The sequence below is a fragment of the Micromonospora sp. NBC_00821 genome (assembly GCF_036347035.1).
In the GTDB taxonomy this organism is placed as follows: domain Bacteria; phylum Actinomycetota; class Actinomycetes; order Mycobacteriales; family Micromonosporaceae; genus Micromonospora; species Micromonospora hortensis.
The window spans coordinates 3,457,675-3,472,596 of record NZ_CP108880.1; the positions used below are offsets into that span (position 1 = coordinate 3,457,675).

Genomic DNA, 14,922 nt, shown 5'->3' on the forward strand with positions numbered 1-14,922 from the left:
CCGGTGTGCTCACGGGATCGGCCACTCGTGCACCGGCCGGTTGCTGTGCATCAGGTCGACGTAGTGTCGAACCACCTCGCGCAGCGCCTCCGGCCGGTCCAGGTGGTCGGCCGACTCCAACCGGTGCAGCGTCTCCACCTGCCAGGTCGCGCCGTTGCGGCCAGTCAGGCAGCGCTGCTCGATGATGCCGAGTAACCGGTCACGCTCGGTCGGGTCGAGCCCCCACCGGTCCAGGCCGTGATGCGCCATCGGCAGCAACCGGCGCAACACCAACTCGGTAACGGGCAGGTAGCCGAGACCGGGCCAGAAGACCTGCGCGTCGATGCCGTGCCGGGCGCAGCTGGTGAAGTTCTCCTCGGCGGCGCTGAACGACATCTGCGACCACAGTGGCCGGTCCGACTCGGCGAGGGCACGCACCAACCCGAAGTAGAAGGCGCCGTTGGCGATGGTGTCCAACACGGTCGGGCCGGCGGGCAGCACCCGATTCTCCACCCGCAGGTGCGGCCGGCCCCGTGACACGTCGTACACCGGGCGGTTCCACCGGTAGACGGTGCCGTTGTGCAGGCGCAACTCGGCCAGATTGGGCACCTCACCGGCCGCCAGGGCCTGCGCCGGGTCCTCCGGATCGCAGACCGGCAGCAGCGCCGGGAAGTAGCGCACGTTCTCCTCGAACAGGTCGAACACGCTGGTGATCCAACGTTCGCCGAACCAGACCCGGGGGCGTACCCCCTGGGCTTTGATCTCCTCCGACCGGGTGTCGGTGGCCTGCTGGAACAGCGGAATGCGGGTCTCGCGCCACAACTCCCGCCCGAAGAACAGCGGCGAGTTCGCGCCGACCGCGACCTGGATGCCGGCCACCGCCTGGGCGGCGTTCCAGTAGTCGGCGAACTGGGCCGGACTGACCTGGAGATGGAACTGGGTGCTGGTGCAGGCCGCCTCCGGGGTGATCGTGTCGGCGGTCACCGCCAAACGTTCCACCCCGCTGATGGCGATCGGCAGATCCTCGCCGCGGGCCGCGAAGATCTGCTCGTTGAGCAGCTTGTAGCGGGGATTGGCCGACAGCGTCTCGGCGGTCAGGTGCTCGGGGCGCAGCGTCGGCAGGATGCCGATCATGACCATGTGCGCGCCAATCGCCCGGGCCTTCACCTCGGCGGCGTTGAGGCTGGCCCGCACGTACTCCTCGAAGTCGGCGGTGCCGGTGCCGGTCAGCCGGCGCGGCGGCACGTTGATCTCGACGTTGAACTGGCCCAGCTCGGTCTGGAAGCTCGGGTCGGCGATGGCCGCCAGCACGTCGGCGTTGCGCATCGCCGGATTCGACGCCTCATCGACCAGGTTCAGCTCGATCTCCACGCCGGTCATCGGCCGGTCGAGGTCGAAACGGGACTCGCGCAGCATCTCGGCGAAGACATCCAGGCAGCGGCGGACCTTGTCGCGGTAGCGGGCTCGATCCTCTCGACTGAAGGTTCGTACGCCGACGTCCTCGCCCATGGTCACCACCCCGTCACCGCTGGTCCCCCTAACCTCGCACGTGATCGGCGGGCGGGGGAAGACCCGAGGACCCTTTCCTACCCAACTGCCCGCCCCGTTAGCCCAGCCAGAGCGGACCGATAGCATTGCGGGCCGAGAGGTGGTGGCGTGCGGATGCGCGAGAAGGTGACCCGGCTGTTCGTCGCGGCGGCGATCGCCGAGGCCTGCTCCTGGCTGGCCCTGCTGGTCGGCATGCTGGTCAAGTACGGCCCGCCGGACAACGAGCTGGGCGTCAAGATCTTCGGGCCGATCCACGGCGGCCTGTTCGTCGCGTACGTCCTGCTGGTGCTTGCCGTGGCCCGGCTGCACCGGTGGAGCCTGCTGGCCACCGCGGTGGCCTTGGCCAGCGCGGTGCCGCCGTTCGCCACCCTGGCCTTCGAGCGCTGGGCCCGCCGCCGGGGCATGCTCGGCGTCGACCGGCAGCCGGCCCGCGAGCCCGCCCCGGTCGGCTGAACTCGCCGACCCGTCGGCGCACCCCGTTGAGCTGAACCGTCGGGGCCGATCAGGTCAGCGCGGAGCAGGCCACGATGCCGGCCACCAGCAGCGTGCCCAGGAACGCCTGCAACAGCAGTGGCGGCCCGAGATGCGACCAGAGCGTCGCCGTGCGTGGCGTCAGCAGCTGCCCGGTGGTGAGATTGACGATCCGCTCGATCCGGGGCGGTAGCTCCGGGTCGCGTTGCGCGCGCAGGGTGAGCTGCACCTGGTCCGCCGGGTGTAGGGCGCTCTGCGGCAGGTGACCGTGCAGCTCCACCTCGCAGAGCTGACCGGCGGTGTTGCGGAGCCGCACCGGGGTGACCAGGTACTCCGGACCCTGCTTCAGCTCCTTCCAGCGACGGCGGGTGCCGCCGCCGCCGAACGAGAAGAGCGAGCGCAGCAGCAGGGCGGGTAGCCGGGCGAAGGCCGCCGCCGCGAGCACCGCCACCAGCACCGGCTGACCGATTCGTACCTCACGGGTGTAGCCGTCGAGCAGGCGGATCAGCCGCCCGGTGACGATTCGTTCCGTCGGGTGCACGATCCGTCGGGTATCAAGTCCGCTGTCCATCTCCACCACCGAGAGTCCGCTTGCGTTCACAGATCGTATCGACGTCCTCGGTTGAACGACGTGAATGAAACCTGGTCACGGGCTCACGGCCGCGAGGTGACATCCCCGGCGACCCGGGTAAGCGGGGGGCCGAGCTGGAAAGGGGTCGAGCATGCAGCTGTCCTTCCTGCGCCCGCTCTACGACCGTCCCGGGCCGTGGTGCTCGGTGTATCTGGACGCCTCCGCGGACACGGAGGACGCCCATCCCGCGTTGGATCTACGCTGGCGTGCCCTGGAACGCAGCCTGGCCGAACAGGGGGCGGACGAGGCGAGCATCGCCGCGCTGGACCGGGTGGTCCGAGGTCATGATCCGATGGTCGGGGACTACGGCCTGGCGCTCTTCGCAAGCCATGGACAGGTGGTGCTCTCCGAGTACCTGTCCGCGCCGCCACTGCGGGACCTGGCCCACGTCGGCCCGTTGCCGCACGTGATGCCGCTGCTCGCCCAGCGCGGCGAGCAGGTCGCCTGGGTGCGTGTGGTCGCCGACCGGCTCGGCGCCGACGCGATGGCGGTCAGCGCCGGCGGGGTGCCCCGACGAGCGCACGTCGCCGGCCGGGACGAGTACCCGCTGCGACGGGCGAAGCCCGGCGGCTGGTCCCAGTCGCGCTACCAGCGGGCGGCCATGGAGGCGTGGCACCAGAACGCCGGCGACGTCACCGCGGCGACAGTGCAGCTGGCCGACCGGGTTGGCGCGGACGTGGTGGTGGTCGCCGGTGACGTCCGGGCCACCGGAATGATCGCCGCCCAGATGCCGGAGCGCTGGCAGGACCTGGTGGTCCGTACCGATGCCGGGTCACGGGCCGGCGGCGCCGACCAGACGATGCTGGACGACCTCACGGTGCAGACCATCGCGGAGATCGCCGACCAGCGGATCAGCGACGCGCTGGACAAGTTCGGCGTGCAGGAGGACGTGGGCGGCGGGCTTGACGCCGTCGTCTCGGCCCTGCAACGCAACCAGGTCGACATGATGCTCATCGTGGACGACCCGTCGGCCAACGGTGAGCTGTGGATCGGCGCGCAACCCACCGAGATCGCCGTCGACCCGGGGCAGCTGGCCGCCATGTCGGTGGCCGACCCGCAGAAGGTACGCGCCGACGCGGCGCTCGTCCGGGCGCTCGTCGGCACGGACGCGGCACTGACAGTGCTCGGCGCCGACGAGGCGCCCGACCTCACCGACGGCGTCGGCGCGGTACTGCGCTACGTCGACCCCAGCACACCGGGGCGGGGCAATGGTTGACCGAACGGTTGCGGATGTCGTGGTGGAGCGGTTGCTGGCCTGGCGGGTGCCCCGCGCCTTCGGGTACCCGGGCGAGGCGATCGCTCCATTGGTCGACGCGCTGGACCGCACCGGCGGCGAGCCGGCGTTCATCCCGGCCCGACACGAGGAGACCGCCTCGTTCATGGCCACCGGGCACGCCAAGTTCACCGGCGGCATCGGGGTCTGCCTCGCCACCCAGGGGCCCAGCGCCGTCCAGCTGCTCAACGGCCTCTACGACGCCAAGCTGGACAGCAAGCCGGTGGTGGCCATCGTCGGGGAGGACATCTCCGGGCCGCTCGGCGGCGCGCACCAGGAAATCGGGCTGAGCCGGCTCTTCGGGGACGTGTGCAACCAGTTCGTCCGGTACGGCCGCAGCCCCGATGAGGTGGGGGCGCTGCTCGACCAGGCCTTCCGGACGGCGGCGGCGACCCGCAGCCCGACGTGCGTGGTGCTGCCCCGGCAGTTGCAGGAGGCGCTGGTGCCCGACCTGCAGTCGTACGGTGCCGGGGTGATCACGGCGACCCCGGGCGAACCGCTGGCCCGGGTCCTGCCGCACGAGGTGGACCTGGACGCCGCCGCGCAGCTGCTCGGCGGCGGCCAGCGGACGGCGATCCTGGTGGGCCAGGGTGGTCGGGACGCGGCCGCCGAGATCATCGAGATCGCCGACCGGCTGGGCGCCGGGGTGGCCACCTCGCTGCTCGGCAAGCCGGTGCTCGACGAGCGGTTGCCGTTCCACACCGGGGTGCTCGGCGAGGTCGGCACCCCGGCGGCGGCCGAGCTGATGGGTGGTTGCGACACACTGCTGATGGTCGGCACCAACGACCCGTGGACCGACTACTTCCCGATGCCCGAGCAGGCGCGCACGGTGCAGATCGACATCGACGGTCGCCGGATCGGCACCCGCTACCCGGCCGACGTGCCGCTGGTCGGTGATGCCGCCGAGACGCTGCGGGCGCTGCTGAGCCGACTGCGCGGGCGGCCCGAACAGCAGTGGCGCGCCACAGTGGAGAGTTCGGTGGACCGCTGGCGGGAGGTCGCCGCCGAGCGCGCGGCCGCCGCCGCGGACCCGGTCAACCCGCAGCTCGTCCTGCAGGAGTTGTCGGCCCGGATGCCGGGCACCGGCGCGGTCGCCGTCGACGTCGGCTCGGTCCTCTACTGGTACGCCCGGCACCTCACCCTGCCGCCGGGGGTCAACGCGCAGCTGTGCGGAACCCTCGGCTCGATGGGCTGCGCGCTGCCGTACGCGGTGGCGGCCAAACTCGCCGCGCCCGACCAGCCGGTGGTCGCGCTGGTCGGTGACGGGGCGATGCAGCTCAACGGCCTCGCCGAACTGATCACCGTCTCGCACCTCTGGCAGCAGTGGCACGACCCACGGCTGGTGGTGCTGGTGCTCAACAACCGGGACCAGAACGGCATGGGCGGCGGGCGACAACCGTCGTCCGACCCGACCCACCGCCGCCCCGACGTGCCGTACGCCGGGTGGGCCCGGCTGCTGGGGCTGCACGGGGTGCGGGTGGACCGTCCGGAGCTCGTCGGCGCGGCCTGGGACGAGGCCCTCGCCGCGGACCGTCCCTGCGTACTGGAGGCGGTCGTCGACCCTGCGGTGTCGCTGGCGCCGCCGGAGCCCGCCTTCGCCGACCTGCGGGGCCTGTACGCCGAGGGCGCTCCGGCCCGGAAGGTCCGCGAGCAGGTGGAGGTCACCGCGAACGCCGACGACCTCGTTTAACCACCCTGGACCAGGGCATCAGTAGCGGCCCGACGACGCTGGAGGTCCTATGTCCGAGCCCGCCGACCGCCGCTACGGTCCCGCGACCCTGCCGACGGCCCGGGGTCCGCTCTCCGCGGCGGTCGTGGCGGCTCTGCGGCACCCGCCGCATGACCTGCCGGTCGATCTCGGCGTTGACCTCTACCCGTCGGACCCGTTCACCGACGAGGACCTGCAGCTGACGCTGTTCCTCTGCTACGAGCTGCACTACCGGAGCTGGCGCGGGGTGGACGAGTCGTGGGAGTGGCAGCCGACGCTGCTGGCGCTGCGGGCCCGCTGCGAACGGGTCTTCGAGGCGGCGCTGCGTCGGCTGGTCGGCGCGCCGTCGGTGCCCGCCGCCGGGGTGGCGGCCGGCCTGGCCGAGCTGGTCGCGGCCGACGACGGGCCGTCGCTGGCCGCGACGCTGCAACGCCGCGCCGACCTCACCCAGTTCCGCGAGTTCGTCACCCACCGCTCCGTCTACCACCTGCGGGAGGCGGACCCGCACAGCTGGGCGCTGCCCCGCCTCGGCGGTCCGGCCAAGGCCGCGCTCGTGGAGATCCAGACCGACGAGTACGGCAACGGGCGGCTGGACCGGATGCACGCCGAGCTGTTCCGGGGCACCCTCGACCGGCTGGGCCTGGACACCGCCTACGGCGCCCACGTCGACGTGGCGCCGGCGGTGACGTTGGCGACCAACAACCTGATGTCGCTGTTCGGGCTGCACCGACGGTTGCGCGGTGCGCTGCTCGGGCACCTGGCCGCGTTCGAGATGACCTCCTCGCTGCCGAACCGTCGCTACGGCAACGGGTTGCGCCGGCTCGGCTTCGACGAGGTGGCCACCCGCTTCTACGACGAGCACGTCGAGGCCGACGCGGTGCACGAGCAGATCGCCGCGCACGACATGTGCGGTGGCCTGGTCCGCGTCGAGCCGGCCCTCGCCCCCGATGTGCTCTTCGGCGCGGCGGCGGGGCTCGCCGTGGACCGGCTGTTCGCCGTGCACCTGCTGAACAGCTGGGCCGCCGGCCGTAGTTCGCTGCACGCACCCGCAACGCCGGCCGTGCCGCCCACGGTCTCGATTGTCGCGTCGCCCGAGGTGGCCCCGCCCGCGCTCGTCTGATCCGAGGGGCTCGTCGCATCCGGGAAGCCCTTCGGATCACGCGCGGGCGTGTGGGGTCGGCAGGCATAGACGACCGGCTGTCGGGCGGGGCGTGCCGTGCCCGGTCCGTCCTTTGCTCTGCACCCGCCCGCGCACCACGCACGGTCCGTAACTGGCGCATGGGCGGGTGCAGAGCAAAGGGGACGTGCCTCTGGTGTGGCCCCTCCGCGTCCTCCCGCACGGTGCCGCGGCGACGTGGGGTCAGCCCTCGCGGGTGGTGCCCGCGCGGAAGTTGATCGCCTTGTGGGTGCCGTCGCAGAACGGCTTGAGCGCCGACTTTCCGCACCGGCACAACGCCACGGTGCCCCGTCGCGCGTCGATCTGCTCCCCGTCCGGGGTGACCAACGCGAAGTCGCCACGGACCAGCAGCGGTCCGTCCTCGTACGGGGTGATCGTGGCGGCGGCTGGCTCGCTGGTGTCGTCGGTGCGCATGGCCCCGGAAGTGCCCGTCCTGACCCTGGCGAAACCCGCGCCGCCGAACGCCGGTGATGACCGGGGCACCCCGCTGACCAGCGGAATGTGCCGCCGGGTGGGTGATGCCCCGTTTGAACCCCATCGGGACGGGAAGCCGGGCCGCGTGGTGAGCGAACGAGGCAAGGTGGGGCCGGTGCACAAGGTGCACAAGGGGCTCACGGCCGATGGCGCCGGTCTCGCCGGCGACCGGGTCGTGGCCGCGGGCAGCTCCGCCCGGGTGCTGGTCGCCGCCACCGCCCGGGCGCTGCGCGGGGTCGATTGCGCCGACCTTGGGCACACCGGGCCGACGTCGCGGTTCCCCGGCGCCCCCGAGCCGGTACGCCGTGCCGCGGTCACCCGCGCCGCCGGCCGCGTCGCGCTCACAGTGGCCCAGATCGACGAGGTGGACGCCGCGAGGGTGGCCCGCTGGTTCGTCGACCAGTACCCCCGTCGCCGCTACCCCGGGGTGCTGATCGGCTCTCCGCACGGCGCGGCCGCGCACCTCGCGGTGGCCCTCGGCGTGCCGTGGCTGCCGGCGGGCTTCGAGATGACGGCGCACTGGTCCGACGGCGGGGTGGACCGCCCGGCGGACGCCGCGGAGCATGGCGCGGCACTCGCCACCCGGTTGCTCGCCGGCAACGCCGACCTGCACCTGCGCCAGGTGCACTGCCCGGCCAGCCGGGGCGCGCTGACCGGGGCGACCGTGTCGCTGACCGCCGCGTGGAGGGCCCTACCGGCCGCGTACGCGCGGTTCCTGGCCGACCTGCTGCTGCCGGGTGCCCCCGTGCTGCTGGTCCGCGACGCGCGCACCTGGCCGGTGCTGGAGCGTGGACCGGGGCACAGCTTCCAGGTCGGCTGCCCGGGCAGTGGGCTGGACCCGGTGGACTTCCACCCGGACAGCCACGCGTTGCGGCAGGTGCTGCGCTCCGTCGGCGGCGACGCGACCCGGTGGGAGCCGCCGGAGGTGACAGTGCCCTCCGCGTACGCCGAGCACGGCGTCGACTCGGGCTTCGAACTGGCCGCGCGGGACTGGTCCACCCGGCACCAGCACCCGCTGCACCGGGTGTTGGTGCCCCGGCCGGCGGCGCTGAGCGCGGGCGTGGCCGACCTGTACCGGCGGTGGCTGCGGCGCGCCGGCAAGACCGGTGACCGGTTGGTGGTGGAGTGCGGTCGACTGCTCGACCCGTGGCAGGTGGTGCGGGCGGGGCTGGTGCCGTACTGGTGTGAGAACGCCACCCGCCGCAACGTCGACGAGGCCGAGTGGTGGCTCGCCGGCAGCGAGGCGTTCAGCTCGGTGGACGTGCTGCCCGAGCCGCCCGGGGTGCGCTCACCCGCGCTGGCCGGGCTGCCGCAGTGGCTGGCCGTGGCCGGGTTCGGCCGGCGGCGTCGGGCGCTGGACCGCACCACCGCCCGGGGTTACCCGGTCACCTCGGTGCCCACCCGCCGGGCCACCGAGGTGCTGCGCGCCCAGCCGTACGACCTGCCCGCGCCGCCCCCGATGGGGGTCGCCGAGGCACTGGCCGTGCTCCGGGACAGCGGCGGCCACCAGGGGTTGTTGGTCTCCTGAGACGGAGCACGCCGAAACATCCTCGCGAACCCGGGGTCCCGTGATTGAGTACCTACGGAGCGGGAACATCGCTGGCTGCGACGGCCTGATTGCGCTGCGCACATGCGGTGTCGCCCGCTGGCATCCCAGTCACTGACCCACTTTCCGGCCCGGTGCGTGGCTCGACCACGCGCACGACCGGTTTCCCGATCCGGGCGGGGGACCTTCCTGAGGGAGGCGCGGATGTTCGGACAGACGAGCACGACCACGACCACGACCCCACCACCACCCAACGATCGAGGTCTGGAGGATCTCGACGCGGCGGCGATGGCGTACGCGGCGCGGATCGCCGGGCTGCCGCCGGAGCGGCGGGGGGAGGCCCGGGACGACCTGGTGCGCTTCGCGCTGCCGTTCGCCGGCCGGCTGGCACGCCGCTACCGGGGACGCGGGGAGCCGCTGGAGGACCTGGAGCAGGTGGCCCGGCTGGGGCTCGTCAACGCCGTCGACCGCTATGACCCGGAACGGGGCTCGTTCACCGCGTACGCCGCGATCACCATCGTGGGCGAGATCAAACGGCACTTCCGGGACCGCACCTGGGGTGTGCACGTGCCCCGCCGACTGCGGGACCTGATCCTCGAGGTGGGGCAGGCCACCGCCGCCCTCACGAGCGAGCTGTCCCGGGCCCCGTCGGTGGCCGAGCTGTCGGCCCGACTGGAGACTCCGCAGGAGGAGATCCTCGCCGCCCTGGAGTCGGCGGCCGGCTACAGCCCGGCCTCCCTGAACGCGCCGGTGGGTGGGGAGAGCTCCGCCGAGTTCGGGGACCTGGTCGGCGAGTCGGACAACGCCCTCGAATCCGTCGACGACCGGGTGACGGTGAGCGGCCTGCTGCACCGACTGCCCTGGCGTGAACGCCGGATCCTCGCGATGCGCTTCTACGGCAACCAGACCCAGGCGGAGATCGCCGCCCGGTTCGGGATCTCGCAGATGCACGTGTCCCGGCTGCTGTCGCGGGCACTCACCTGGCTGCGCCAGGCGATGCTCGCCGACGCGCCGCCGCCCTGGCAGAACGGCGCCGCCGAACCCGACCCGGGCAAGACCCGGATCTCGGTCAAACAGAACGGCGACTCCGTGGTGGTCGAAGTCGGCGGCGAGATCGACCGCGACGGCGCGGACCAACTGCGCCGGGCCATGCTGGAGGCGGTCACCGGCCAGCCCAGCGAAGTGGTCGTCGACCTGGTCGGCGCGGGTGGCTTCGACGCCGGTGGGATCGCCGCGCTGATGGCCGGTCGGGACGCGGCGGAGCGGACCGGGGTGCCGCTGCGGCTGACCCGGGTCCAGCCCGCGGTACGCCGCTCGCTCACCGCCGCCGGCCTGTCGCCGGCCCGGGACTGACGCACACGGACAAGCGAAGGGCCGACACCCCGCTGGGTGTCGGCCCTTCCGCGCGTACCCCCGGTCAGTGCTCTTCGGGGTTGCCGTCGCTGTGCGGGTGGCGCCAGCGCTCGTGCGGCTTCGGCGCGTCCTCGGCGTCCTGCGGTGGGTCGCTCTGCTCGAAGCTCGGCCGGCGAACGCCCTCGGGCTCCGGCACGTCCACCGGCCGGGCGCCGGAGCGCGGCGCCGGCTGGTAGTCGACAGCGTCGCGGGCGCCGTGCGCGCCCTCGGCGGACGGCGACTCCGGGGCGTGGTGCTCCATCCGGAACTCCTCGGCGAACTGCTGTGGCGGCTTGGTGGTGCGCTGCGGCAGGTCGCGGCCCAGATCGGCGACGAGCGGGCCGTACTTCAGGTCGAAGGCGGGGCGCTCGGAGCGGATCCGGGGCATCCGGTCGAAGTTGCGCAGCGGCGGCGGGCAACTGGTGGCCCATTCGAGGGAGTTGCCGAAGCCCCACGGGTCGTCCACCGTCACCACCGCCCCGTACCGCCAGGACTTCCAGGCGTTGTAGATGAAGAAGAGGGTGGACAGGCCGAGGATGAACGCGAAGATGCTGGAGATCGTGTTCAGGGTGGTGAAACCGTCGGTGGGCAGGTAGTCGGCGTACCGACGCGGCATGCCCTCGCTGCCCAGCCAGTGGTGCACCAGGAAGGTGCCGTGGAAGCCGATGAACATGGTCCAGAAGTGCGCCTTGCCGAGCCGCTCGTCGAGCAGGCGCCCGGTCATCTTCGGCCACCAGAAGTAGTAGCCGCCGAACAGGGCGAAGACCACTGTGCCGAACACCACGTAGTGGAAGTGCGCCACCACGAAGTAGCTGTCGTGGGTGTGCCAGTCGACCGGCGGGCTGGCCAGCAGGACGCCGGTGAGGCCACCGAGCAGGAAGGTGACCAGGAAGCCGATGGCGAACAGCATCGGCGTCTCGAAGGTGAGCTGGCCCTTCCACATGGTGCCGATCCAGTTGAAGAACTTCACACCAGTGGGCACCGCGATCAGGTAGCTCAGGATGCTGAAGAACGGCAGCAGCACCTGGCCGGTGGCGAACATGTGGTGCGCCCAGACCGTCATGGACAGCACGGTGATGGCGATGGTGGCCAGCACGATCCCCGTGTAGCCGAAGAGCGGCTTGCGGGAGAAGACCGGGATGATCTCGGTGATGATGCCGAAGAACGGCAACGCGATGATGTAGACCTCGGGGTGGCCGAAGAACCAGAACAGGTGCTGCCAGAGCATCGGGCCGCCGGTGGCCGCGTCGTACACGTGCGCGTTGAGCAACCGGTCGGCCGAGAGCGCCAGCAGAGCGGCGGCCAGCAGCGGGAAGACGAGGATCACCAGCACGCTGGTGAACAGCATGTTCCAGGTGAAGATCGGCATCCGGAACATGGTCATGCCGGGCGCGCGCAGGGTGAGGATCGTGGTGATCAGGTTGACCGCGCCGAGGATGGTGCCGAGCCCGGAGACGACCAGGCCGAGCACCCACATGTTCGCACCCACGCCGGGGCTGTTCTCGACGCTGCTCAGCGGGACGTACGCGGTCCAGCCGAAGTCCGCCGAGCCGCCCGGGGCGAGGAACCCGCCGACGACCATGAGGCCGCCGAAGAGGTACAGCCAGTAGGCGAGCGCGTTGAGGCGGGGGAACGACACGTCCGGCGCGCCGATCTGGATCGGCACGATGTAGTTGGCGAACCCGAACGCCGCCGGCGTGGCGAACAGCAGCAGCATCACCGCGCCGTGCGAGGTGAAGAGCTGGTTGTACTGCTCGGAGGAGAGGAACTGCATCCCCGGGCGGGCCAGTTCGGCCCGGATCAGCATCGCCTCCAGACCGGCCAGCAGGAAGAACCCGAAGGAGGTCAGCAGATACAGCAGGCCGATCTGCTTGTGGTCGGTGGTGGCGAGGAACTTGATCAGGGAGTTGCCGGGGATCGGCGCCCGTACCGCTCCCGGGAAGCCCCCGAAACGTGCCGGTGCCAGGATCGCCGGGCCCCGATCGCGACCGGGTTCCGTGGTTACCCGCTTGGGCATGGCTGCTCACCCCGTCGTGACGGCAGAAAGGACGGGCGTGCCTACCCGACCCTCGCACCATGTAACCAGGCCAGAGCGGTAAATTCGGTCAGAACGCTGGTACCGGGCGCAAGCGCCTCGAACGCTCAGGTTGCCGGCAGCATCGCCCAGACGGCCTTGCCCTGACCGGCCGGCACGCTGCCCCACCGCTGGGTCAGCTCCCGGACCAGCATCAACCCTCGCCCACCCTCGGCGTGCAGGTCCGTCCCGCCCGCACGGGCCTGGGCGCTGCTGCCGTCCACCACCGCCAGGTGCAGATACGGCCGGCGCAGGGTCACCGTCACGTGCATCGGCGTGCCGGCGTGGCGCACCACGTTGCCCACCAGCTCACTGAGCACCAACGCGGCCGGGCCGGACGCGTCCGGCAGGTTCCACCGAGCACACGCCTCGGTGACCAGCTCCCGGGCCCGTCGGCAGGCCCCGGCTACCGGCTCCAGCCGGGCCCGCATCCGCAACGTGGACGTCGTGCCGGCCAACCGGGTCGCCTCCGCGCAATCCGCGGAGACCGAAAGCACCCGGCACGCGGTCGACTCGGCCAGCCATCGTGCGGCGACCGGCGACGGGGAGCAGAGCAGCACCGGCACCGCCGGCCACTCCTCGGCCCGGCGGGCGGTCGCGGCGAACACGGACAGCGCCAACCGGTCCTCCACGCTCACCCCGGCCATGTCGACGACCAGCGCCTCCGGCTGGTCGACCAGCGCGTCGCTGAGCGCCCGGTGCACCGAGCGCATCGTGCCCAGGTGCAGCGGGCCGGTGAGCCGGACGACCGCCACCGGTGCCGTGGTACGCACCTCGCAGGTGATCCCGCTCGACATCGGCGCCTCAATTCGCTGCTGGGTCGGGATCTGCCAACTACCCGAGGCCGCTCCCGACGAAACCGGGACCGACGGCGGGGCGACGCAGGTCACGGTGCGCAACACCCAGGTCACGGACGCGATCGGCCGGTCCGGCAGGGGCTCGGCGGTCAGCGACGGGGCCGGCCGGTCAGGAGGCCCAGTGCGATCATCCCGACGCCGAGACCCAGGTGCAGCCAGCCGTCGGCGTCGTTGACCGGAAGCACGTTCGCCCCGGTGTCGTGATCCACCGCCAGCCCGTAGAGCCACAGCACCAGGTAGACCGCGCCGCCGCCGATCAGGAACGCCCGAGCGCCGGTGACCGTCCGGGCCAACAGCAGACCCACCACCCCGTACGCCAGGTGCACCAGGTTGTGCAGCACCGACACTTGGAAGACGCCGAAGAGGAACGCGCCCGAGTCGTGGCCGGCGAAGCGCAGCGCGTCCATGCCGGTGGTGATCCCCGGCACGAAGCCGAGCACGCCGACCAGCAGGAACAGCACCCCTACCGTCGCCGCCGCGCGACGGACCGGCGGTTTGCCGTCGGCAGGGTTCGGTCGGGCCCGCGAGTGCGCCATCGGTCCGACCATTCCCGGCTCCTCGTCGCGCGGCGGGCATGAGCGCTGCCGGCTACCCGCTGGCGCGACCGGCAAACCGGCCGGCTCCGCCGTCGGTCAGGCCGGCAGCAACCTCGGCGCGCTCGCCGACTGCCGGACCCGCTCGTACAGCTCGACGTAACGCTGCGCCATGACCGCGGGCGTGAAACGCTGCGCGGCCACCCGCCGGCACTCGTCGGGGTCGAGCAACTCGGCGGCGAGGACGAGGTCGCCCAACTCCTCCTCGTCGGTGGTGAGCAGCCCGGTGCGGCCGTGCTCGATCAGCTCCGGCAGGCAACCCCGGGCGGTGGCCACCACCGGCGTACCCAGGGCCAGCGACTCGACGACCGCAGTGCCGCCCGGCTCTTCCCACCGCAGCGGGAACAACGACGCGCGGGCGCTGGCGAGCAGGTCGTCGCGCTCCTGGCCGGCCACGGTGCCGACCCAGCGGACCAGGTCACCGTCGACGTGCGGTGCCACCTCGTCGAGGAAGAACCGCACGTCCGGGTTCTGCCGGGCCTCGTCGCCGGCCGCGGCCAGGTCGGCCGGCCGATGGTACGGCCCGACGGGGCCGGCCAGCACCAGCGGAATACCGACCCGGTGCGCGAGCCGGGCGCCCACGTCCTGCCCCTTGCCCGGGTTGATCCGGCCCAGGATGAGCAGGTGCTCGCCCTTGTCCGGTCGGGGCCGCCGGTCGGCGTCGACGGCGAGCGGCGTGGACAGGTGCACGTGCCCCACCGAGTGCTCCCGCAGCGCCAGTGGGGCGCGAGCCAGCTGCGACGCGGAGACGCCGTTGACCCGGACCCGGTCGCCGCCGTCCAGGCTGCCGTAGAGCGCCGGATGCTTGGCCAGGTCCCAGTGCAGGGTGTGCAGGGTCGGCGGTCCGGCCGGCCCCATCGCGGCGAGGGTGGCCAGGCCGACCGCCTCGACGTGATCGTGCACCAGGTCGATGTCGTCGCGGGAGTGCAGCTCCCGGACCACCCCGGCCAGGTGCGCCTGGGCGATCCCGCAGACCTGGTTGTACGGCCGCTGCAACGCGGCGAACTGCCCGTCGGCGAACACCGAGAGCTGCTCGTCCACCGGCAGGGTGCTGCTGCCCACCGAGGCGAGCACCACCCGTACGCCGAGTCGCCGCAGCTCCGGCACCAGCGTGGCGATGACGTTCTCGATGCCCCCGTAGCCGGGCGGTGGCACCGACAGCCACGGGCCGGCGTTCATCAGCACGGTGAGGCTCGTCG

At 72.4% G+C, this 14,922-nt stretch carries 13 protein-coding genes; 6 read left to right on the top strand and 7 right to left on the bottom strand.

Annotation, left to right across the window (positions count from 1 at the left end; genetic code table 11):
* Positions 1-9: 9 nt before the first annotated feature.
* Complete coding sequence (locus tag OHB44_RS15790; RefSeq protein WP_238685901.1) at positions 10-1,488, bottom strand: glutamate--cysteine ligase; 1,479 nt, start codon at positions 1,486-1,488, stop codon at positions 10-12.
* Between the two features lie 153 nt (positions 1,489-1,641).
* Here OHB44_RS15790 and OHB44_RS15795 point away from each other — a divergent pair, with 153 nt between their 5' ends.
* A complete protein-coding gene (locus OHB44_RS15795; protein WP_112602008.1) occupies positions 1,642-1,980 on the top strand; it encodes a DUF3817 domain-containing protein in 339 nt (112 codons plus the stop codon).
* Positions 1,981-2,029: 49 nt separating this feature from the next.
* On the opposite strand, the gene OHB44_RS15800 is transcribed toward OHB44_RS15795, so the two are convergent.
* Entirely contained in the window at positions 2,030-2,578 is a 549-nt protein-coding gene (locus tag OHB44_RS15800) for a hypothetical protein (RefSeq protein WP_238685985.1), read from the bottom strand.
* Positions 2,579-2,720: 142 nt separating this feature from the next.
* On the opposite strand from OHB44_RS15800, the gene OHB44_RS15805 reads away from it, so the two are divergent.
* Genes OHB44_RS15805 through OHB44_RS15815 form a run of 3 tightly spaced genes read left to right on the top strand, consistent with a single transcriptional unit; the run spans position 2,721 to position 6,730 of the window.
* A complete protein-coding gene (locus OHB44_RS15805) occupies positions 2,721-3,845 on the top strand; it encodes a baeRF2 domain-containing protein (RefSeq protein ID WP_238685900.1) in 1,125 nt (374 codons plus the stop codon).
* Positions 3,838-5,592, top strand: coding sequence for a thiamine pyrophosphate-binding protein (locus OHB44_RS15810; protein WP_330441124.1), 1,755 nt, complete (start codon positions 3,838-3,840; stop codon positions 5,590-5,592). Before OHB44_RS15805 ends, OHB44_RS15810 begins: the two co-directional genes overlap by 8 nt.
* 49 nt (positions 5,593-5,641) lie before the next feature.
* Positions 5,642-6,730, top strand: a complete 1,089-nt coding sequence (locus tag OHB44_RS15815) for an iron-containing redox enzyme family protein (RefSeq protein WP_330441125.1) — start codon at positions 5,642-5,644, stop codon at positions 6,728-6,730.
* A gap of 240 nt (positions 6,731-6,970) precedes the next feature.
* Here the strand turns inward: OHB44_RS15815 and OHB44_RS15820 are convergent, their stop codons facing one another.
* The gene (locus OHB44_RS15820; protein ID WP_238685897.1) at positions 6,971-7,201 is read right to left on the bottom strand and encodes a CDGSH iron-sulfur domain-containing protein; all 231 of its coding nucleotides are present in this window, start codon (positions 7,199-7,201) and stop codon (positions 6,971-6,973) included.
* A gap of 145 nt (positions 7,202-7,346) precedes the next feature.
* On the opposite strand from OHB44_RS15820, the gene OHB44_RS15825 reads away from it, so the two are divergent.
* Entirely contained in the window at positions 7,347-8,789 is a 1,443-nt protein-coding gene (locus tag OHB44_RS15825; RefSeq protein WP_330441126.1) for a hypothetical protein, read from the top strand.
* 222 nt (positions 8,790-9,011) lie between these two features.
* Complete coding sequence (locus OHB44_RS15830; protein WP_238685895.1) at positions 9,012-10,160, top strand: SigB/SigF/SigG family RNA polymerase sigma factor; 1,149 nt, start codon at positions 9,012-9,014, stop codon at positions 10,158-10,160.
* 64 nt (positions 10,161-10,224) lie between these two features.
* Here OHB44_RS15830 and ctaD read toward each other — a convergent pair whose 3' ends face one another.
* From ctaD to OHB44_RS15850, 4 genes are all read right to left on the bottom strand, one after another.
* Positions 10,225-12,216, bottom strand: a complete 1,992-nt coding sequence (gene ctaD, locus OHB44_RS15835; protein WP_238685894.1) for an aa3-type cytochrome oxidase subunit I — start codon at positions 12,214-12,216, stop codon at positions 10,225-10,227.
* 125 nt (positions 12,217-12,341) lie between these two features.
* Positions 12,342-13,070: an ATP-binding protein gene (locus OHB44_RS15840; protein WP_266302656.1), complete on the bottom strand. Its 729-nt coding sequence runs from the start codon at positions 13,068-13,070 to the stop codon at positions 12,342-12,344.
* 149 nt (positions 13,071-13,219) lie between these two features.
* A complete protein-coding gene (locus OHB44_RS15845) occupies positions 13,220-13,678 on the bottom strand; it encodes a DUF4383 domain-containing protein (protein WP_372488378.1) in 459 nt (152 codons plus the stop codon).
* Between the two features lie 84 nt (positions 13,679-13,762).
* Entirely contained in the window at positions 13,763-14,902 is a 1,140-nt protein-coding gene (locus OHB44_RS15850) for a glycosyltransferase (protein ID WP_266305164.1), read from the bottom strand.
* Positions 14,903-14,922 lie beyond the last annotated feature (20 nt).